20 protein-coding genes are annotated in these 18515 nt (G+C 69.8%); 9 read left to right on the forward strand and 11 right to left on the reverse strand.

Annotated elements, in window-relative coordinates; all coding sequences use genetic code 11:
* Positions 1 to 84: 84 nt before the first annotated feature.
* The 5 genes from ACWGJY_RS31810 to ACWGJY_RS31830 form a co-directional block, all read right to left on the reverse strand.
* A complete protein-coding gene (locus ACWGJY_RS31810; RefSeq protein WP_453264336.1) occupies positions 85 to 288 on the reverse strand; it encodes a hypothetical protein in 204 nt (67 codons plus the stop codon).
* A 220-nt stretch (positions 289 to 508) separates the two neighbouring features.
* Positions 509 to 1255 carry a type 1 glutamine amidotransferase gene (locus tag ACWGJY_RS31815; RefSeq protein ID WP_453264337.1) on the reverse strand — a complete coding sequence of 249 codons (747 nt, stop codon included), beginning with the start codon at positions 1253 to 1255 and terminating at the stop codon, positions 509 to 511.
* The gene (locus ACWGJY_RS31820) at positions 1252 to 1995 is read right to left on the reverse strand and encodes an amino acid ABC transporter ATP-binding protein (protein ID WP_453264338.1); all 744 of its coding nucleotides are present in this window, start codon (positions 1993 to 1995) and stop codon (positions 1252 to 1254) included. Before ACWGJY_RS31820 ends, ACWGJY_RS31815 begins: the two co-directional genes overlap by 4 nt.
* Before the next feature lies 1 nt (position 1996).
* Positions 1997 to 3100: an amino acid ABC transporter permease gene (locus ACWGJY_RS31825; protein ID WP_453264339.1), complete on the reverse strand. Its 1104-nt coding sequence runs from the start codon at positions 3098 to 3100 to the stop codon at positions 1997 to 1999.
* Positions 3097 to 3999, reverse strand: a complete 903-nt coding sequence (locus ACWGJY_RS31830) for an ABC transporter substrate-binding protein (RefSeq protein WP_453264340.1) — start codon at positions 3997 to 3999, stop codon at positions 3097 to 3099. The genes ACWGJY_RS31825 and ACWGJY_RS31830 overlap by 4 nt, the downstream gene beginning before the upstream one ends.
* A gap of 178 nt (positions 4000 to 4177) precedes the next feature.
* Here ACWGJY_RS31830 and ACWGJY_RS31835 point away from each other — a divergent pair, with 178 nt between their 5' ends.
* The 4 genes from ACWGJY_RS31835 to ACWGJY_RS31850 all read left to right on the forward strand — a co-directional run bounded on the left by ACWGJY_RS31835 (position 4178) and on the right by ACWGJY_RS31850 (position 9667).
* Positions 4178 to 5215 carry a LacI family DNA-binding transcriptional regulator gene (locus ACWGJY_RS31835; protein WP_453264341.1) on the forward strand — a complete coding sequence of 346 codons (1038 nt, stop codon included), beginning with the start codon at positions 4178 to 4180 and terminating at the stop codon, positions 5213 to 5215.
* Between the two features lie 400 nt (positions 5216 to 5615).
* Positions 5616 to 7775, forward strand: coding sequence for a SpoIIE family protein phosphatase (locus ACWGJY_RS31840; protein ID WP_453264342.1), 2160 nt, complete (start codon positions 5616 to 5618; stop codon positions 7773 to 7775).
* Positions 7776 to 7819: 44 nt separating this feature from the next.
* Positions 7820 to 8590, forward strand: a complete 771-nt coding sequence (locus tag ACWGJY_RS31845; protein WP_453264343.1) for a bifunctional DNA primase/polymerase — start codon at positions 7820 to 7822, stop codon at positions 8588 to 8590.
* Between the two features lie 351 nt (positions 8591 to 8941).
* Positions 8942 to 9667 (forward strand): dienelactone hydrolase family protein, encoded by a 726-nt coding sequence (locus ACWGJY_RS31850; RefSeq protein ID WP_453264344.1) that lies wholly within the window; start codon positions 8942 to 8944, stop codon positions 9665 to 9667.
* A 159-nt stretch (positions 9668 to 9826) separates the two neighbouring features.
* Here the strand turns inward: ACWGJY_RS31850 and ACWGJY_RS31855 are convergent, their stop codons facing one another.
* From ACWGJY_RS31855 to ACWGJY_RS31865, 3 genes are all read right to left on the reverse strand, one after another.
* Positions 9827 to 10144 (reverse strand): hypothetical protein, encoded by a 318-nt coding sequence (locus tag ACWGJY_RS31855; protein WP_453264345.1) that lies wholly within the window; start codon positions 10142 to 10144, stop codon positions 9827 to 9829.
* A gap of 285 nt (positions 10145 to 10429) precedes the next feature.
* Positions 10430 to 10624 (reverse strand): hypothetical protein, encoded by a 195-nt coding sequence (locus tag ACWGJY_RS31860; RefSeq protein ID WP_453264346.1) that lies wholly within the window; start codon positions 10622 to 10624, stop codon positions 10430 to 10432.
* A gap of 1008 nt (positions 10625 to 11632) precedes the next feature.
* Complete coding sequence (locus ACWGJY_RS31865) at positions 11633 to 11893, reverse strand: tyrosine-type recombinase/integrase (protein WP_453264347.1); 261 nt, start codon at positions 11891 to 11893, stop codon at positions 11633 to 11635.
* Positions 11894 to 11954: 61 nt separating this feature from the next.
* On the opposite strand from ACWGJY_RS31865, the gene ACWGJY_RS31870 reads away from it, so the two are divergent.
* The 3 genes from ACWGJY_RS31870 (at position 11955) to ACWGJY_RS31880 (ending at position 13919) form a co-directional block, all read left to right on the forward strand.
* Entirely contained in the window at positions 11955 to 12572 is a 618-nt protein-coding gene (locus tag ACWGJY_RS31870) for a TOPRIM nucleotidyl transferase/hydrolase domain-containing protein (RefSeq protein ID WP_453264348.1), read from the forward strand.
* Positions 12573 to 12701: 129 nt separating this feature from the next.
* On the forward strand, positions 12702 to 13481 hold the full coding sequence (locus ACWGJY_RS31875) for a VOC family protein (protein WP_453264349.1): 780 nt from the start codon (positions 12702 to 12704) through the stop codon (positions 13479 to 13481).
* Positions 13482 to 13733: 252 nt separating this feature from the next.
* A complete protein-coding gene (locus tag ACWGJY_RS31880) occupies positions 13734 to 13919 on the forward strand; it encodes a hypothetical protein (protein ID WP_453264350.1) in 186 nt (61 codons plus the stop codon).
* 51 nt (positions 13920 to 13970) lie between these two features.
* Here ACWGJY_RS31880 and ACWGJY_RS31885 read toward each other — a convergent pair whose 3' ends face one another.
* Positions 13971 to 14549: a TetR/AcrR family transcriptional regulator gene (locus ACWGJY_RS31885; RefSeq protein WP_453264351.1), complete on the reverse strand. Its 579-nt coding sequence runs from the start codon at positions 14547 to 14549 to the stop codon at positions 13971 to 13973.
* An 87-nt stretch (positions 14550 to 14636) separates the two neighbouring features.
* Between ACWGJY_RS31885 and ACWGJY_RS31890 the strand changes: the two genes are divergently transcribed.
* Both ACWGJY_RS31890 and ACWGJY_RS31895 read left to right on the forward strand, forming a co-directional pair.
* The gene (locus ACWGJY_RS31890; RefSeq protein ID WP_453264352.1) at positions 14637 to 15518 is read left to right on the forward strand and encodes an SDR family oxidoreductase; all 882 of its coding nucleotides are present in this window, start codon (positions 14637 to 14639) and stop codon (positions 15516 to 15518) included.
* A 310-nt stretch (positions 15519 to 15828) separates the two neighbouring features.
* The gene (locus tag ACWGJY_RS31895; RefSeq protein WP_453264353.1) at positions 15829 to 16677 is read left to right on the forward strand and encodes an SDR family oxidoreductase; all 849 of its coding nucleotides are present in this window, start codon (positions 15829 to 15831) and stop codon (positions 16675 to 16677) included.
* A 38-nt stretch (positions 16678 to 16715) separates the two neighbouring features.
* Here ACWGJY_RS31895 and ACWGJY_RS31900 read toward each other — a convergent pair whose 3' ends face one another.
* Positions 16716 to 17684 (reverse strand): aldo/keto reductase, encoded by a 969-nt coding sequence (locus tag ACWGJY_RS31900; protein WP_453264354.1) that lies wholly within the window; start codon positions 17682 to 17684, stop codon positions 16716 to 16718.
* Complete coding sequence (locus ACWGJY_RS31905) at positions 17681 to 18514, reverse strand: amidohydrolase family protein (RefSeq protein WP_453264355.1); 834 nt, start codon at positions 18512 to 18514, stop codon at positions 17681 to 17683. Before ACWGJY_RS31905 ends, ACWGJY_RS31900 begins: the two co-directional genes overlap by 4 nt.
* Position 18515 lies beyond the last annotated feature (1 nt).

The raw sequence follows: 18515 nt of genomic DNA on the forward strand, positions 1-18515 counted from the left end.
AGCACTCCGGCGCTCCGGCGCTCCGCGCCTCCGGCCCAAGGATGACCTACACCCCCGCCCTGAAGGGCGGAGCACTGGCCAAGATCAGAGGTAGACGCGCAGGACCGGTCCGCCCGGATCGCACAGGATGGGCCCTTGGGCACCGTCGTGGCGGAGGTAGTGCTCGGCGGTGAGTCGGCCGAGGGGCCCGTCGACGACGATGGCGTCCCGCCATCGGCCTGCGGCCACCGCGTCGATGACGCTGTCCGGTGGAAGCCAGTGCGGCCTCATGCGGCGCGTGCTGGTCATGCCCTCATCGCCGCCACACCGGCCCGTATCCGCGCCAACCGGCACCTCCTGTCCGCCCGAACACCGCCCCGACCGGGCCACACCACTCACCACCCGCCCTGGGAAGCCGCCCATCCGACGCGCCGGCCGGGCCACACCCATACCCACCATCCCTCAACGGACCTGACGACCAGACAGGCCACAACCTGACCGACCGTCGGCCACTACCTGCGGATTCGAGTCAGAAGCGGACATCGGCGGCGTGGCGTTCGGCCACGATCTTGCCCCACTGCTCGGCGAACGCACCCCAGAGCGCACGCAGCCTGGTCTCCTCACGGGCCACCTCGGCGACGACACCGGCGGGGTCGAGTCCGAGGGCATGCAGCGCACCGACGTCCGACGTCCCCCAGGTACGGATGTCGTCGGCCAGCACCTCGGGGTGGAACTGCACACACCAGACAGCAGTGCCGATCCGATACGCCTGGTGGGCGCAGCGCTCGCTGGTGAGCAGCGGAACGGCGCCCTCGGGCAGGGTGCTGCTCTCTTCCCAGTGCCATTGCACCGCGCGCAACCACCTGCCCGGATCCGTGATGGGTCCGAACAGCGGGTCTTCGGCGGCCTCCTGGAGCGGCACTATTTCACCGAGCCCGACCTCGGGTCGTGCGGCGTGCCGGACCTCGCCGCCGCAGGCCACGGTGAGCAGTTCCATACCCAGGCAGATCCCCAGCGTGGGCAGGTCCCGGTCCACGGCCTGCCGCAGCAGTTCCCGCACCGTTGGCAGCCAGGGCGCCTGCTCCTCGTCGTGCGGGCCCATGGATCCGCCGAGGACCAGCAGCCCGTCGTGGCCGTCCAGAGTCCGGGGCAGCACGTCTCCCGCCCAGGGGCGGCACAGGTCGATCACCAGCCCCTGCCCGGCGAGGCGTTCACCGACCTGAGCCGGGCCCGTACCGTCCTCGTGCTCGACGACGAGCACCCGCGCGCCGCTCACAGTCGCCCCGCCTCGACGATGCGGCGCAGGAAGGCGCGGGTGCGCTCCTGCTGCGGGTCGCCGAATATCTGCTGCGGCGGCCCTTCCTCCAGCAGTACGCCCTGATGCAAGAAGCACACCTTGTTCGACACCTCCCGGGCAAAGCCCATCTCGTGGGTGGCCAGCAGCATGGTCATGCCGCCTTCGGCCAGTTCGCGCACAATGGCCAGCACTTCGGCGACGAGTTCGGGGTCGAGGGCCGAGGTGATCTCGTCGAGCAGCAGGGCGCGTGGCCCGGTGGCCAGGGCACGCACGATGGCCACGCGCTGCTGCTGCCCACCCGAGAGCTGATCGGGCATGCTATCGGCCTTGTCGGCGAGGCCGACCCGCTTGAGCAGCATGCGGGCCTGTTCCTCGGCTGTGGCCCGCGGCACCCCGCTCACTCGCATCGGCCCGAGTGCGACGTTGCGCACCACGCTCATGTGCGGGAAGAGATTGAAGTGCTGGAAGACCATGCCGACATCGCAGCGCAGCCGGTCCATGTCGGTGCCGCGTCCGGAGGCGGCATCACCGTCGACCCGGATCTGACCCGCGCTGATCTCCTCCAGCCCATTGATGCAGCGCAGCAGGGTGGACTTGCCGCTGCCGGAGGCGCCGATCAGGGTCACCACCTGGTGCTGTTCCACGTTCAGGTCGATGCCTCGGAGTACGGGGACGTCCCCGTAGCTCTTGTGCACCGCGTCGATCTCGATGAAGGCCATGTCAGGCTCCCTTGCCGCGGCGGTGCTCACGGGTCACAAGCCGGTCGACCAGCCGGGCCTGCGGAATGGTGATGAGGATGAAGAGCGCCGCGACCACGGTCACCGAGGAGAGGTTGAAGTGGTTGGAGGCGAAGATCTTCGACTGGTTGAAGGCATCGATGGTGCCGATGACATTCACCAGCGCTGTGTCCTTCTGCAGGCTGATGAAGTCATTGAGCAGCGGCGGTACGACGCGGCGGGTGGCCTGTGGCAGCACCACATGGCGCAGCGTGGCGCTCTGCGAGAGGCCGAGCGAACGGGCGGCCGCACTCTGTCCGGGCGCGATGGACTCGATGCCGGCCCGGAACACCTCGGCGACGTACGCGCCGTAGGTGAGGGTCAGCGCCAGGATCGCGAACCAGACCGGGCTGAGCGAGCTGAGGAACGGCACCTTGGCCAGCGGCAGTCCGAAGCCGATCAGATAGATGATGATGATCGCCGGTACGGCACGGAAGCCGTCGATATATGTGGTGGCGAGCAGCCGCAGCGGGCGGCCGGCCCGGCCCGGCGCCATCCGGGCGAGGGCGAGCGCCAGTCCCCAGACCAGGATCAGCACCTGAGCAACGACGGCGATGAACAGGTTGGTGCCGAAGGCGGAGGCGGTCTCCGGGATACTGATCCCGATCACTTCGCCGTCGAAGAAAGTTTGCTGCACGGCACGGTCGTTGGCGAACAGGAACCAGACCGCGCCGAGCAGGACGAGTGCGGTCAGGCACCAGCCCAGTACGGTCCAGGCGTCCTCGCGGGCCTCGGACGCGGACCGCCGGGCGTCGGCCCGCCGGTCCTCGGACCACGCCTTGGTGGCGGTACGGCTCGAACGCACCGCCCGTAGCGCGGGCCGCAGTTGCGTGAGGACGGCAGCGGCCACCACGAGGGCACAGACGGCCACCGGCATGCTGAAGCCGGGCAGGACCGCGCTCACGGACCGTGCGGTCGCCGCGGTCAGCGCCACGGCGACCAGGACGCCGGCCACCGCGGCGGTCGCGAGCGGCAGGGCCGGCCGGGGCGGGGCGGCCACCCGCGGCGGGGTCCGCTCGGTGGTCAACAGATCGGATGTGACGGTCACTTGGCGCTCCAGGTGGGGATCGCGGACGGATCTCCGCCGAACACCTTGGTCAGGTAGGTGGAGGAGAGTGTGTCGAACGTGCCGTCCTTCTTCATCGCCTTGATGGCCGCGTCGAGGGCGGAGGAGTTCTTGCTGCCCTTGGGGTAGAGCGCTCCGTAGGACTCGCCAGTGTTGTACTGACCGATGACGCGCAGCTTGCCCTTGGACTCCTGAGCCTTCCCGAGCACGATGGCGACGTCGGTGAGCGCGGCGTCGATCTGGCCTGCCTGGAGGGCGGCCTGCAGCTCGACATCGCCTGTGAAGACCTTCGGTTGGCTCTTCGGGTGGAGGTGGTCGCGGACGAAGTCAGCGCCGGTGGTGCCCTGCTTCACACCGAGCCGCAGGCCCGCGATGTTCTCTTTGGTGACCTTGGACTGCGATGTCACCAGGACGCCGATGTTGGAGGCGAAGTACGGGGCGGAGAAGTCCACCACCTTGCGGCGGGGGCCGGTGATGGAGATTTCGGCGAGCGCCATGTCGAAGTCCTGGGCCTTGCCCGCGACGAGCGCATCGAAGGACACGTTGCGCACGGTGAGCTTGGACAGACCGGCCCGGTAGGCGAGATTCGCGGCCATGCAGTACTCGTAACCGTCTGCGATCTGCCGCACGGTGTCGCCGTTCCACCAGCCGGGGCTGGGGAGGTCACCGACGACGGTGAGGGTGTCCTTCTCGACGGTCTTGAGGTGGATCGAGCCGCGGGCGCCGGTCACCTTGCACTTGCCGTAGTCGCGGGACCCCTTGGAGTCGGTGGTGTGGGTGGTGGAGTCGTCGCTGCCCGCTGCGGAACCGCCGCATGCGGTGAGGGCTGCCAGCATCAGAGCGGTGAGTGCGGGCACGGCAGACGTACGGACGCTGCGCATGGAGCTCCTAGGGAAGTGCGGGGAAGCGGTGATGCGCTACAGTGCCCAAAACGTTTTGGGCACGTCAAGACCCCGAGGCCATCGCAACAAAAACGTTTTGGGCACCAAGGCCGGAAAGTGGGTCTCTGGCACTCTCCGGAGGCCGCACGGTGAACGACACGGAGAGGCGGACCGAGGCATGACCAGCCGGAAATCGACACGGAAGACGGTGGGCCGGCGACCCGGAATCCGCGATGTGGCGCAGGCCGCCGGGCTGTCCATCACCACGGTGTCCCATGCCCTCAGCGGTAAGGGCCAGATCGCCCCGGCCACCCGTGAGCGGGTGCGCAGGACCGCCGAGAAGCTCGGCTACCGCCCCGACCCCGTCGCCCAGGGTCTGGTGTCCGGGCGTACCGGCATCATCGGGCTGGCCGTCGGCCATATGACGGACCGCCCGTGGGCCAGCACCTACCGCCCGTACTACGCGGCGTTCGCTGCCGGTGCCACCATGGCCGCGGTCGAGTGCGACTACGCCCTCGTCGTCGTCCCGGGCGACCCGGGCTCCGGGCTGTGGGCCCGGGTTCCCATGGACGGCCTGATCATCGTCGACCCGGTGAGGGATGACCCACTGCTCGCCGACTGTGCGCGCCGCGGACTGCCGGTGGTCACCGACGGCCGCCCGATCGATCCGGGGTACGAGGATGTGCCCACCGTGGAGAGCGACTTGGAGCGCGGCATGACTGAGGTCCTCGGTCATCTGCGGGACGCCGGCGCCACCCGGGTCGGTCTCCTCTCGGGAGCCGAACCCGATGCGTACACCCAGGATTCCGAGCGCCTCTACCGCCAGTGGTGCGGCACGGCCGGGCAACCGCCGGTCGTGGAGACCCCGGCCGCCTCGGAGGATGCGGTGGAGGCGGCGCTGCGACTGCTGTCCGGCCCCGGACGCCCGGACGCGGTGCATGGCCTTAACGAGACCTACGGCCAGGCCCTGGTGATCGCGGCACGACGGCTGGGCCTGAACATCCCCGACGATCTGATGATCAGCGTGATGCGCGAGAGTGACCAGCCCGAGGGCGCCGGGGGCTGGGAAGCGCCGCTGATCGCGCTGAACCTGGACGCCCGGCGCCTGGGTGCCGAGTCCGTGGCGATGCTGATCGACGTACTCGACGGGAAGGCACCGCGCAAGGTGGTGGTCGCGTGCACCGTGGTCGTACACGACTCCATCTGCCGCAGCTGAGCGGGTCCGTCGGCGCGCCAAGCGGTCAAGGGAGGTACGCGCCCCGTCCATATGCCGTTGGTAGGCAGCCTCCGCCGCGAGTGGCTCACCGCCGGTACGCCGGTAGCGGGTGCGGTCATCGTTGACGTACACCGCACCGTCGGCCGGATCGGCGGCGCGCTTTTTCACAAAGTGCCAGTGAGGCATGTTCATCTTTCTCCTTCTGGGGGTTCCGTTCCGGAAACCCCAGGTGCTGCATCGGCTCGCAGTGCTGCGCCACGTGCAGGTGAGCGACAGAAGAGCGGGCGACGGCTTCGGAGGCCGGTGAGATCCTTGTAGCAGGAGCGTCTGACGCGATCTGGATGCCCCAGCGCGCCGGACAAGTCAGGCGCTGCCTCTCACAGACAACGGTGTAGTGCACATGGATACCTCCGACAGCGCAGGTACAGCTGGCCGCAGCCCGGGGCCGACCGACGAGTGGTGGCATTCGAACCCGTCGATGCTGGAGCGAATCCTCGCCCTTTCGCCGGCAGGTATGGCCGTGCTGGACCGAGATCTGTGCTTTGTCTGGGTCAACGAGGCTTTGGAGCGCCTCGGGGGCATCCCCCGTGACCAGCGGCTGGGCAAGCGCCTGCGGGACGTGCTGCCCCTATCGGATCTCAGGCTGGATGCCGAGGGGATCGAGTCGCGTACGCGGGAGGTGCTCAATAGCGGGCAGCCCCTGGTCGATCACCTCATGCGAGGCGGCACGAAGGCACACCCACACCGGCCGCACGCATACTCGCTGTCCATCTTCCGGCTTCACGACGCCGCGAACCGGGTGCTGGGCGTGTCCTTCATCGTCCTCGACGTCACCGATCGTTGGCGGGCTCGGGAGCGGCTCGCTTTGCTGAACGAGGTCGGTGCGCAGACCGGCAGCACATTGGACGTCATGCACACCGCGCAGACCCTGGCTGACATCAGCGTGCCGCGGCTGGCCGACTTCGTCGCCGTCGACCTCCTGGAATCGGTGATTCGCGGCGACACACCGCGTCCTGGGGCCCACCTCCATCCGCCGCAGATGCGCCGTGCGGGCCAGCAGTCGATCCACGCAGGCTGTCCCGAGTCGGTCGCGGCGACCGGGCAGGCCGTCGACTTCCATCCCCACTCACCCGAAATGCAGTGCATGCATGACGGGCGCTCCCGCCTGGAAGCCATGCCGGGTGCGTCAACCAGCAGCTGGTTCGCGACAGACCCGGCTCGATCCGCGAAGATCCAGGAGTTCGGTTTCTGCTCCTTGATACTGGTCCCGATCCGTGCTCTCAGCGATGTTCTGGGCGTCGTCAGGTTCATCCGCTGGCAGCTGCGCGACCCCTTTGAGCAGGACGACTTGCTCCTCGCGGAAGAGGTCGTGGCCCGCGCGGCGGTGAGCATCGACAATGCCCGCCGCTACACCCGGCAGCACAGCACCGCGCTGGCTCTGCAGCGCAGCCTGCTCCCGCGCAGCCTCACTGGCGGCAGCACTCTCGATGTCGCGTGGCGCTACTTGCCCGCCCATGCCTCCGATGGCGCGGGCGGCGACTGGTTCGACGTGATACCCCTGTCCGGGGCCCGGGTGGCCATGGTCGTCGGAGACGTCGTGGGCCACGGGATCGACGCCGCAGCCACCATGGGACGACTTCGCACCACCGTTCGCACCCTGGCGGACATAGACCTCCCCCCGGACGAGTTGCTGGCCCACCTGGACGACCAGGTACTGCGCCTGATCGACGAGGAGCAGACCGCCGACCCGTCACTGATTCCCGCCGCGCTCGGCGCTACCTGTCTGTACGTCGTCTACGACCCGGCCACGCGTAAGTGCACCATGTCCCGCGCCGGCCATCCCCCTGCCGCAGTCACCACCCCGGACGGCTCGGTGACCTTCCCCGACCTGCCCGCCGGGCCTCCGCTTGGCCTGGGCGCCCTGCCCTTCGAATCCGCCGAATTCGAAATCGTTGACGGCAGCGTCCTTGCCCTGTACACCGACGGCCTGATAGAAACCCGCGACCAGGACATAGACCTAGGCCTTACCCGGCTCCGTACCGCATTGGCAGCCCCCAAGGCGCAGCTCGACGAACTCTGCGGAACCGTCCTGAATGACGTGCTCACCGGCCATCCCGACGACGACGTAGCACTGCTCCTTGCCCGCACCCACGCCCTCAACGAGGAGCAAGTGGCCACCTGGGAGCTGAGCTCCCGCCCGTCGGTCGTCGCAGACGCCCGCTCCCTGACCGCCGACCGCCTCACCGCCTGGGGACTGGACAGCCTGATCTTCACCTTCGAGCTGATCGTCAGCGAGCTCGTCACCAACGCCATCCGCTACGGCAACGGACACATCCGGCTGCGCCTGATCCGGCAGGATGCGCTCATCTGTGAAGTCTCCGACGCCAGCAGCAGCTCACCACGCATGCGCCACGCACGGACCACGGACGAGGGCGGCCGCGGCCTATTCCTCGTAGCGCAGCTGACCCGCCGTTGGGGTACCCGATACACGGCCGACGGCAAGATCGTCTGGGCAGAGGAACACCTCCCGGTGAACGGCGCTCAGTATCGGGCGCCCTGACCTCCTACACGAACGCCGCATCTGGAACCGTCGCGGTCCGAGGCTTGGCTGCCGCGGCTCCACGGCACCTGCACCAGTCGGCACCGCCCGCCCCCGACCAGCTCCTTCCGGGCCTGACCCTGCCCGCAGACCTCGACCCGGCCGACATCCGCAACGGCAAGGACGTGCTCGCCCTGCTGTGTCGGCTGCGCCGCGCCCCCCTGCTGAGCGCCGACCCTCCGGAGACCTTCAGCGTGCACACGCCCTCCGGAGGCCTGCACCTGTGGTACCAGGTCGGTGACGGCAGCAAATGGCGCATGGACTCCCGGGGACGACTGGGCTGGCAGGTCGACATCCGCGCCGACCGCTCCTACGCCGTCGCACCCGGCACCCGCACCCGCGCCGGCCTCTACACCCTGCTGGGCGACTGCCGGTGTCCCTGCCCGCCAGCGCGCGCGGGCGCGGCTACGTCGCCGCGGCCGTGCGCGCCGAACTCGATGCCGTCGCCACCTGCCGGTCCGGCCGCAACGACCAGATCAACAAAAAACGCCTACTGCCTCGGCCGGCTCGTCGGCGCCGGGCTGCTCGATCGCGCCGAAGTGCACCAGGCCCTGACCGACGCAGCCCAACTGCCGGGCACCCGCCTCATCACCACCCTCCCTCACCGCATCGCCGCCGAGCACGCGTCCGACCCCGCGCTGCGCACCCTGCCCGCGCCGCAGGAGATCCCCCCGCTGCGCTACCAGATGAGCTGGCACCCCCGTCTCGACGACGACCCCGCCCAGCGCTGGCTGCGCGACACGGTCCGCAGCATCCTCGCCGAGCCGTCCCCGTAAGCTCGCCGCGCCGCCACAGCCACGAACGTCGGCCCAGTCACTCGTGCCACTGCTCTTTTGAGGCAACTTCCCCAGACGGCTCAAGTAATCAGTCGTCACTCACAGTGCACGGATCACACAACCTGAGCCAGAACCCGTTCTCGCGTACATCGGCTATTCGCGCGAGCGTGCGACTCCCCCTCTCGTGTCGAAACGACGTCGCAACTCGCGTACATAGCCAGTGCCCCCGCGGGAACGGGGTTTGTGACGGATCTTGTGAGCTATCGCCGCATTTCAGAGGCACACCCGCGCTGTTCTGCCAGCGGTGAACACCGGCCCGACCGGGCTCGACGATCACTACGGTCCAGTCTCATGACGACGGTTACCACGCGCACGGTCGAGTATCCGGCCGACGGTTTGACGATGATCGGGCACCTCGCGCTCCCGGCCGGTGTCGACCGCCGACCCGCGGTGCTGCTCGGCCCAGAGGGCACGGGGCTCAGCGACGTCGAGCGCCGCCGGGCCGATGCTCTGGCCGAGCTGGGATATGTAGCGCTGGCCTTCGACCTTCACGGCGGGCGCTATTTGGGTGATCCCGAGGAGATGCTGGCGCGTTGCATGCCACTGCTTGCTGATCCCGACCGGATGCGGGGCATCGGCCATGCGGCGCTCGACGTGTTGCGCGCCGAACCGCGGACCGACCCCGACCGGATCGCCGCCATCGGCTACGGCACCGGGGGCGCTGTCGGGCTGGAACTCGGGCGCGATGGCGTCAGCCTGCGCGCGATCGGGACAGTCAATGCGCTGACCACGGGCCGACCGGGCGAGGCGGCGCGCATTCGCTGCCCGGTGTGGGCCGGGGTCGGGTCGGAAGACCCGATCATGCCGCCCGCGCAACGGGACGCGTTCACCGCCGAGATGCAGGCCGCGGGCGTCGACTGGCGCCTCGTGGTCTACGGCGGCGCCTTGCACGCCTTCCACCACCCGCCGGTCGACCACACCGTGCGTCCCGGCGTCGGCTACCACCCACAGCACGCGCAGCGCGCCTGGCACGACGTCATCGACCTGCTCGCCGAGTGCCTGCCCGTAACGGAGTGATCTGGTCAGCAACCGCGACTCCGGGCCGCGAGCCAGGCGGTAGACCGCCACCGGCTCCGGTTTGTGGGACATCACCGCAGCTCAGAGAAATGGTGACGAGGTGCTCTGCGAGGGCGTTCCCACTCGGCGGCGGGAACCGGCTCCGCCCGATGACAGGGCTCATCCGGCTTCAGGGGCATCCGGGTTGGTGTTCTCCCTGCGCAGGCTCGCGCGAGCCGCGTCCCGATCCTCCTCCGCCTCGGCAAGCTTCTCCTCCCACTCAGCCTTGCCCCGAGTCAGCGCGTCCCTCTCGGCGGTCAGCTCGGCGTTCTGGCGGCTGAGCTCGTCGATACGTGCCACCAGCTCGCCCGTGCCGACCTGGTCGAGTTGCTGCCCCAGCTGTCGTCGCACGGCGTCCTTGAGCTTGTCCCGCTCCTCCCGCAGTGCGCTGATCTCCTGGCGCGCCGGCGCCTGCGCGGTCTCGCGTTCCGCCTTCATGGTGCGAATGTGGTCCTCGATCACAGTTCAGGTAGGACGGGGCGGGGCGGGGCGGTAGAAATCGCAGCCCGCGCAGCGGAAGCGGAGCGGGCATGCCTTCCCGCCGGCCTTGACGTTGCTGGGCTCAACACAACCGCCGAACGGCGCCGCCACGGAACTCCGCTCGTAGGCGGCGTTGGACGGCATCGGCGCCGGACGTCCGCCACGGTCCACGGCGTGCTTGCGCAGCACCTCGACCGCTGCCCGCTTCCGCTTCCGCTTCCGCTTCCGCTTGAGTGAGACCTTCTAGTACCCCATCGTCGTTTTTGGATCCTTGTGATCCAAAAAATCCTTGAGGATGTCCAGCGCGATCCCGGCGTCCGCACAGCGTTGAGCGAACGCGTGCCGGAAGGCGTAGGGGAAGACCAACGCCCGGTCGAACGGCAACGGTTGACCGCCTTCATCGAGGATCTCGGAATCCAACTGCGGGAGGGCGTCCACTCAAGGGCCCTGGAGGCCGCGATGCAGGCGGCCATTCTCGTGGACAGCTTGCCGCCAGTGGGATTGCTGCAGCGGGCCCACTGCATCATGACCGCCTGCAGCCACGGTTGCCGGATTTCGGTGAAGCCCGCCGTTCCTGCATTGCGGCGCGGCCGGATGCCGGTCGCCGAACCGATCCCGAGGGCCGGCAGGTCCCACACAACCCGCTGTGTGGGGTCGATGCCATTGAAGTCATCGAAGGCCGAACGCAGATGACGCAGCATCTCCTGGGCATGGGCGACGACACTTGTGGTGCGGCCGAACGCACCTCGAGCCGTATCACGGGTGCCAACGGGGCCAGGGCGACCTGGTTGCCGGTCATGTAGGGAGCCTGGCGACTTGCCCAGGTCTCGACCGAGCCGTGCGCCTCGGCCTCCCTGGCCTGCCAGCGGGAGTAGTGCCTCGGGCACAGGCGTGCGCGGACAGCGGATTCCGGCGAACAGCCGAGCACCAGGCACGGTGGCAGCGGCTCGTAGCCGGGCGTCGTAGCCGCCCACGTAGCCATGTTTTCGTCGGAGTCCTCCAGCCTCTGTCGCTTGAACACCGCGACCCACAGGCTGTAGTGGGACCTGCAGAGGCCGCGGACCGCGACCCGCCGTTGGCACCGACCATCCTCGGGACCGGCTGCACATTGGGTGAGGGGCTTGTAAGCCTGGAGCCTCGTAGTGGGAATGTAGGCGGCGTCGAACTCCTCCGAGCTCAGCCCTGCGCGTGCGAGTGCCTTCTCGCAACTCCTGCACCTCATGTTGGGTGCAGCATTCACCCGCGGGCACTCGAGGGTGCGGCACCTGTAGGCGACGGTGCGGGGATTGTCGATGTCGCCGGTGAACAGCCACAGGGCCAGGTCCCACTCGTCCGGACGCCAGTCGGGGTCGATGCGCCCCGCGAGGTAGGTCCGCCACTCCTCCAACCTGGCATCGCTCTGCGCCGGGGCCGGCGTGATGCGCTCGACCAGCGCCAGAGTGCTGGTCATGCGCGGTCCTTCCGCAGGGCGGTGAGCCGTTCGACGGCCTCGCGCTTGTCGGTGTCGGTGGCGTGGATGTAGGGGGCCATCGAGGACGGGGAGACGTGCCCCATAAGGTTCTGGATCACGTCATCCGGAGTCCCGCTTCGCTTCCACCGCGTGGCGGCGGAGTGGCGGAGCATGTGCGGGCGGGCGGCGAAGCCGGCTTTGACGGCCAGCCGGTCGAACACTTTGAGGTGGTGCTGACCGGGCCTGAGGACCGTCACAGCTCCTGAGGCCGTCGAATAATTCCGTGCCGTGCCACCGGTGGACGTGCAGACTCGCCCCATGGCGGACATGAGGGCGTTCCAGGATGCGGTCACCAGCTGGGCGACGGGCGGTCCGGACGGGCCGGCGCGCGATCTGGCGGAAACCCTGGGGGTGCGGACCGCGGTGCTCCTGGAAGGGCTGAGCGATGTCGCGGCCGTCGAGGCGCTGGCCGCCCGGCGTGGCCGGGACCTGGCCGCCGAGGGCGTGTGTGTCGTGCCGATGGGCGGGGCGATGAGCGTCGGCCGCTATGCCGGCCTCCTCGGACCACCCGGCCTCGGTCTGCGCCTGACAGGACTGTGCGACGAGGGCGAACAGGGCTTCTACGAGCGCGGCCTGACACGGGCCCAGGCACCGCTCCAGGACATCTACGTATGCACCGCGGATCTGGAGGATGAACTCATCCGCGCGCTCGGCACGGCAGGTGTCGAGGAGATCCTCCGCGCCGAGGGCGACTTCCGCGCCTGGCAGACCTTCCAGCGCCAGCCCGCACAGCACGGCCGGCCCCGGCATCAGCAGGTGCGGCGCTTCCTCGGCACAAAGAAGGGCCGCAAGATCCGCTACGGCCGTCTTCTTGTGGAGGCCCTCGCACCGGACCGGACACCGCCCCCGCTCGACGGCCTCCTCGCGAGCCTGTGAGGCCGTGGACGGACTGCCGTTTCGAGCGTGCTCGACAGCAGACGAGCGCGGGGCTTCATCAGTTGACCGGTTGGCACCGGCTGGGCAGGCTCCAGCACGACCCGCCTGCCCCTACCGGGAGACCTACGGATGACTTCTCACCTGCACGCGCTCTGCTTCGATGCGCACGACCCGCTCCGTCTCGCGCGCTTCTGGGCGGACTTTCTCTGCTGGGAGACGTCCGATGACTCCTCCGACGGCATCACGTTGCTGCCCAGCGATGAGACCGGGTTCCAGCTCCGCTTCCTCCCGACCCAGGAGCGGAAGACAGGCCAGAACCACATGCACTTCGATCTGACGAGCACGTCCCTCGACGACCAGAAGCAGGTGGTGGAGAGGGCGCTCGAACTCGGCGCCCGGCACCTCGACATCGGCCAACGCCCGGAGGAGGGACATGTGGTGCTCGCCGACCCCGAGGGCAATGAGTTCTGCGTCATCGAGCCGGGCAACAGCTTCCTCGCCGAGTGCGGATTCATCGGGGCGCTGGCGGGCGATGGTTCGCAGGAGGCCGGGTACTTCTGGAGCCGAGCGCTGGGCTGGCCGTTGGTCTGGGACCGGGACCAGGAGACCGCGATCCGCTCACCGCACGGCGGTCCGAAGGTCACGTGGGGTGGTCCACCCCTGATGCCGAAGACGGGGAAGGAACGGCTGCACTTCGACCTCGCTGCACCGGCCGGCAGTGACCTGCAGGCGGAGGCCGACCGGCTCGTCTCCCTCGGGGCGACGCGCATCGACATCGGCCAAGGGGACGTCGACCGGGTGGTGATGGCCGACCCTGACGGTCACGAGTTCTGTGTGCTGCCCCCCCCGATAAGCCCCGGAGCGGGGCTCACGACCCTGCGGGCCGGAGACCCGGCATGCCGAGGTTGATCGGCGCGATGCGAGCCGGCCGCTGGCTCTCTTCGCGTTTCTGACGGAGGAAGGTGAGGGTGAGGTCGATGCCCTCGGTCTCTCCGAGCCAGCCCTTCTGCTCGGCACGGGCCCGGCGAGCGGCCCTTCGGGGTCGAGAGCGACGGCCTGGAGGAGGGCGGCGCCTCCAGCCGCCTCCACCCGCTGGAACGACCGAAGTTCGGCGATCTGCTCACCTACGCGCGGCCGGGCGATATCGTGCACATTTCCGAGATGTTCCGCCTCGTCCGAGGTACCCAGCAGACCCTCGCAGCCGCCGGCGAACTCCAGCGCGACCTCCAACGGGAGCCGGCATACGACGGACCACGGGCCGCCAAGGCCAAGGGCAGCAAAGGCGAACGCCGCCCGGCCGTCACCGTGAGCGCGCTGTGGCGGAGCCGCGTCCGTCGGCAAGCCTGACGAGCGATGGGTCGATGCGCAACCAGCCGATGAGCGGGTGGATCCATCCGGTCAGCCCAGCGATGCGCTCACCGTACGCAGCTCGTCCAGGGCCGCCAGGACGTACCCGGCGAGCTCGTCCCTGCCGTCACGGTCGTCCTCGGACCATTCGGCGAACCCGCGCTTGAAGGCGAGGATGCCCAGCTCGCTCGCGAGGGCCGCGGTGGGGTCGGGCAGGCCGCGGGCGACCAGGGCGGCCGTCATCGAGGCGGCGAGGCTGACGGTCTTGAGGGCGTCACGCTCTTGCAGTTCGGCGCTGGCGGCGACGGCCGCCTTCAGGCGCGGGGCGAGCTCGCGGTTCATGGGGCCCATCGCGCTCGACGCGCGTTCAAGACCGGCGGCGACCGCCTCCAGCGGGGTGGCGCAGCCGGGGGCCTCGGCGATCCCCTCGGTCAGCAGCCGGCTCAGCGTCTCCTGTCCGGCCACCAGCAGCTCACGCTTGTCGGGGAAGTGCCGGAAGAAGGTGCTCTTGGTGACCCCGGCACGCTCGGCGATCTGCGCGACCGTCGTGGCGTCGTACCCCTGCTCGGTGAACAAGTCGACTGCGGCCACGATGAGGCGTTCGCGTGCGCCTGGTTCCCACCTACCCATGGGGCCAGCATACGCGATGGGACTCTTGTCCCATCACCTGGTAGCGTGTGACGGGACAAGAGTCCCATCACTTGGGGGAGAATTTCCATGCGTGTCTTCGTCACCGGTGCCACCGGTCAGATCGGGTCCACCGTCGTCGCCGAACTGCTCGGCAACGGCCACACCGTCCTCGCACTCACCCGTTCCGACGCGTCCGCGCTCGCCGCCGAGGCGGCCGGCGCCGAGCCGCTCCGGGGAGCCCTCGCCGATCTGGACGTCCTCCGGGCCGGCGTCGCTCAGGCCGACGGGGTCGTCCACCTGGCATTCGGCAATGACTTCAGCAGTCCCGAGGCCCTCGCGAAGAATGTCGCCGAGGAGAGTGCCGCCCTCGCGACCCTCGGCGAGGAACTCGTCGGCAGCGACCGCCCCTTGGTCACCTGCTCGGGTACGCCCCATGTGCCGGGCCGTGTCTCCACCGAGGCCGACCCGCCGCAGACCGACGGGCCGGTCGGCGGTCGCGGTCACGCGGTCACGGCGGTCCTGGGCCTTGCCTCGCGCGGGGTCCGGAGCACGGCCGTACGCCTGCCGCGCACGGTCCACCACCAGGGCACGGGCGGGTTCGCCGGCTTGCTGACCGACATCGCACGCCGGACCGGAGTGTCCGGCTACCCGGGCGACGGTACACAGCGCTGGCCGGCCGTCCACGTGCTCGACGCGGCGGTCCTCTTCCGGCTCGCCCTGGAGCAGGCGGAAGCCGGTACCTCCTGGCACGCCGTGGCCGACGAGGGGGACCGGGTGCGGGACATCGCCGCGGTCATCGGCCGACGGCTGGGCCTGCCGGTCGGGTCGGTGCCCTCGCAGACGTACGGCCCTCTCGGCCCGATCTTCGCGAGCGACCAGCCCTCGTCCAGCGCCCACACCCGGCAGACCCTCGGCTGGGAGCCGAAGCACCCCGGCCTCCTGGAGGACCTGGAGAACATCCAGCCCTGACCGGCGACCAGGAGGCCCGCTTACGGCGCTCGTGCCGACAGCGGCAGGCCCTCGCCCCTCACCTACGTCACTCGCGGTCGACCGTCTCGGCGCAGCGATGGCCCGCGCCCGTCCACGCCCGGTCGACGCGGCTCCGGCTCTCGGCTTGATCCCCACATCATCGCCGACGGCCCGTCCCGCTGACGCCGGACCGCCACCCGCGTGGCAGCAACACGTCCCGCACCGTCGACCTGTCCGTGGCGAAAGTGCGTCTCCACGGCATCTCCGGCTGTGCAGCCATTCACATCCACAACCAACAGGAGGTCCCGGCATGGTGGCAGTTGTCTTCGGCGCTCGCGGTAACGTCGGTCGTCATGTGGCCGATGGCCTGCTGGCCGCCGGTGAGCAGGTCAGAGCAGTCAGCAGGACCCCGGCCGCGGGCTTGACGCCAGGGTGGGAAACAGTCGCCGCCGACCTGGAGCGTCCCGAGACGCTGCCCGCAGCGCTCGACGGCGCCGACAAGGTGTTCCTTTACGGAATGCTCGACCCCCGGAAGCCCTACGACATCGAGAAGGTCGCTGCGGCGGCCACAGCCGCGGGGGTCCGGCAGGTGGTTCTGCTCTCGTCGGTGTCGGTCGTGAACGCCGACGCCGACCACCCGGTCCCCCGCCTGAACCGCACGATCGAGCAGGCCATCCAACGGTCCGGCATGGACTGGACGTTCCTCAGGCCGGGGACATTCGCGACCAACACCCGCACCTGGTGGGCCGAATCGATCCGCACGGACAACGTCGTCCGTCTTCCCTATCCGCTTGCACAGTCGGCACCGGTGCACGAGAAGGACATCGCGGCGCTTGCGGTGACCGCCCTGACCGAACCGGGCCACTCGCACCAGGCCTACACCATCTACGGGGCCGAGTCCCTGACCCTGCAACGGCAGGTCGAGTACATCGGCGAGGCCCTCGGCCGCCGCATCCGGATGGAACACGTCTCCGACGAGCAGGCTCGCGCGGAAGTGGGCAGAACAATGCATCCAGTCGTGGCCGAGGCCATCGTGAGTCAGTGGGCCGCCGCCAACGGCGTCCCGGTCCTGACCTCCGTCATCGCCGGAAAGATCACCGGCGCGCCGGCGCACACCTACGCCCAGTGGGCCGTCGACCACGCCGACGACTTCCGCTGAGCTTGTCGCAGATGCGCGGGGCGCCCCGGTACTCATGCTCAGGGCTCTTCTCCCGCCGCGTCGAGCTGCTTCCACGTCGCGGGCGCGATGTCCTGGGCCATCCAGTCTGCCGCGGAGGCGACCTCGTGCGCGGAGCGGAAGCCGGCCACCACGCAGGCCACCGCCGGGTCGCGCAGCGGGAAGCGGAGGGCCGCGTGCGGCAGGACGATACCCTGCCGTTCGCAGGCCTCGGCCAGTCGGCGCGCGTGCCGCAGGACCGGCTCCGGGGCGGGGCCGTAGTCGAAGTGGGCCTCGTCCGGTGGTCGTGGGCGGCTGAGCAGGCCGGAGTTGAAGGGTGCCGCGGCGACCACCGACACTCCCGCGCTCTCGCACTCCCGCAGCAGCCGGGCCGCGCCGCGGTCGAGGAGGGTCCAGCGCCCAGCGACCATGACGGCGTCCACGTCGGCGTCGGCGACGATGCTCCGGAGGGGCGCCACCGCGTTCATGCCGACTCCGATCGCCCCGATCACTCCCTGGTCGCGCAACTCGGCGAGGGCGGGGAGCGTTTCGTGGACGGCCGTGTCGAGGTGGTCGTCGGGGTCGTGGACGTAGACGAGATCCACGCGGTCCGTGCGCAGGCGGCGCAGGCTGCCCTCCAGGCTGCGCAGCACTCCGTCGCGGGAGTAGTCGGGGCGGCGGCGGAGGGTGTCGGGCACCGCGAAGCCGCCGGCGGCGAGATCGGACCCCGTGGGCTCGGGGTGTGGTTCGAGGAGCCGGCCGACCTTCGTGGACAGCGTGAACGCGTCACGGGGCAGCCCTGCCAGGGCCACGCCGAGCCGCCGTTCGGACAATCCCAGGCCGTAATGGGGGGCGGTGTCGAAGTACCGGATGCCATGGTCCCAGGCGGCCCGCACGGCGGCGTACGCCTGTGTGTCGTCCAGGGGCGCGTAGAGGTTGCCGAGGGGTGCGGCGCCGAATCCCAGGGCGGTGACGTAGGTCCGTGTGGCGCCGAGCGGACGGCCGTTCATCCGTGGATTCCGTACCAGTGGGCGGCTGTCGCGCCGAAGACGGCGGCCCGCTCGTCGGCGCCGAGATCCTCGGTGAGGGCTTCGGCGACCGCGACGACCTCGTCGTACTCCGCGGCGAGCCGGCAGACCGGCCAGTCGGAGCCGTACATGAGGCGCTGGGGCCCGACGGTCGACAGGAGGGTGTCGGCGTAGGGGCGCAGGGCAGTGACGGGGTCGCCGTCGGTGAGCGTGACGAGGCCGGAGAGTTTGACCGCAATGTTGGGGTACCCACCGAGTTCGGCCATGAGGGTGGTCCATCGGTCCTCGGGCCGGGGACCGGCGAGCGGGTTGCCCGCGTGGTCGAGGACGAAGCGGACCTCGGGCATCTCGCGCACCACGCGGACGGCGGCGGGGAGTTGGTCGGGGCGCACGAGCAGGTCGTAGGCGAGACCGGCGTCGGCGACGGCGGCGATGCCGCGGCGCGCGTCCGGGCGGTCCAGCCAGTCCGGGTCCGGTTCGTCCTGGACGCCGTGCCGGATGCCGGCGAGGGCGGACGCGCCGGGCAGTTCCCGCAGTCGCGCAAGGCTGTCGCTGACGGCGGGGTCCGTCAGATCCGTCCAGCCGACGATGGCCAGGACGTGCGGGTCGTGGGCGGCCAGTGCGAGGAGTTCGGGGGTCTCCTCGGCGACCGGGACCGTCTGGACGGCGACGGTGCCGTCCAGGGCGTGCCGTTCCAGGGACGGACGCAGGCCGGCCATCGTGTACGTCCTGTGCAGGACCGGGAGCTCACGGGTCCACTGCTGGTCGCGGAGGTCGAGGTCCCAGAGGTGGTGATGGGCGTCGATGCGCAAC

The sequence above is a fragment of the Streptomyces sp. NPDC054765 genome, assembly GCF_053612065.1.

What these genes read in the sequence shown, in the direction of transcription:
- ACWGJY_RS31835 (WP_453264341.1), top strand. Translation starts at nt 4,178, where the DNA reads ATGACCAGCCGGAAATCGACACGGAAGACGGTGGGCCGGCGACCCGGA.
- ACWGJY_RS31900 (WP_453264354.1), bottom strand. Translation starts at nt 17,684, where the DNA reads ATGAACGGCCGTCCGCTCGGCGCCACACGGACCTACGTCACCGCCCTG.
- ACWGJY_RS31885 (WP_453264351.1), bottom strand. Translation starts at nt 14,549, where the DNA reads ATGGGTAGGTGGGAACCAGGCGCACGCGAACGCCTCATCGTGGCCGCA.
- ACWGJY_RS31875 (WP_453264349.1), top strand. Translation starts at nt 12,702, where the DNA reads ATGACTTCTCACCTGCACGCGCTCTGCTTCGATGCGCACGACCCGCTC.
- ACWGJY_RS31895 (WP_453264353.1), top strand. Translation starts at nt 15,829, where the DNA reads ATGGTGGCAGTTGTCTTCGGCGCTCGCGGTAACGTCGGTCGTCATGTG.
- ACWGJY_RS31880 (WP_453264350.1), top strand. Translation starts at nt 13,734, where the DNA reads ATGTTCCGCCTCGTCCGAGGTACCCAGCAGACCCTCGCAGCCGCCGGC.
- ACWGJY_RS31830 (WP_453264340.1), bottom strand. Translation starts at nt 3,999, where the DNA reads ATGCGCAGCGTCCGTACGTCTGCCGTGCCCGCACTCACCGCTCTGATG.
- ACWGJY_RS31890 (WP_453264352.1), top strand. Translation starts at nt 14,637, where the DNA reads ATGCGTGTCTTCGTCACCGGTGCCACCGGTCAGATCGGGTCCACCGTC.
- ACWGJY_RS31850 (WP_453264344.1), top strand. Translation starts at nt 8,942, where the DNA reads ATGACGACGGTTACCACGCGCACGGTCGAGTATCCGGCCGACGGTTTG.
- ACWGJY_RS31870 (WP_453264348.1), top strand. Translation starts at nt 11,955, where the DNA reads ATGGCGGACATGAGGGCGTTCCAGGATGCGGTCACCAGCTGGGCGACG.
- ACWGJY_RS31855 (WP_453264345.1), bottom strand. Translation starts at nt 10,144, where the DNA reads ATGAAGGCGGAACGCGAGACCGCGCAGGCGCCGGCGCGCCAGGAGATC.
- ACWGJY_RS31820 (WP_453264338.1), bottom strand. Translation starts at nt 1,995, where the DNA reads ATGGCCTTCATCGAGATCGACGCGGTGCACAAGAGCTACGGGGACGTC.
- ACWGJY_RS31810 (WP_453264336.1), bottom strand. Translation starts at nt 288, where the DNA reads ATGACCAGCACGCGCCGCATGAGGCCGCACTGGCTTCCACCGGACAGC.
- ACWGJY_RS31840 (WP_453264342.1), top strand. Translation starts at nt 5,616, where the DNA reads ATGGATACCTCCGACAGCGCAGGTACAGCTGGCCGCAGCCCGGGGCCG.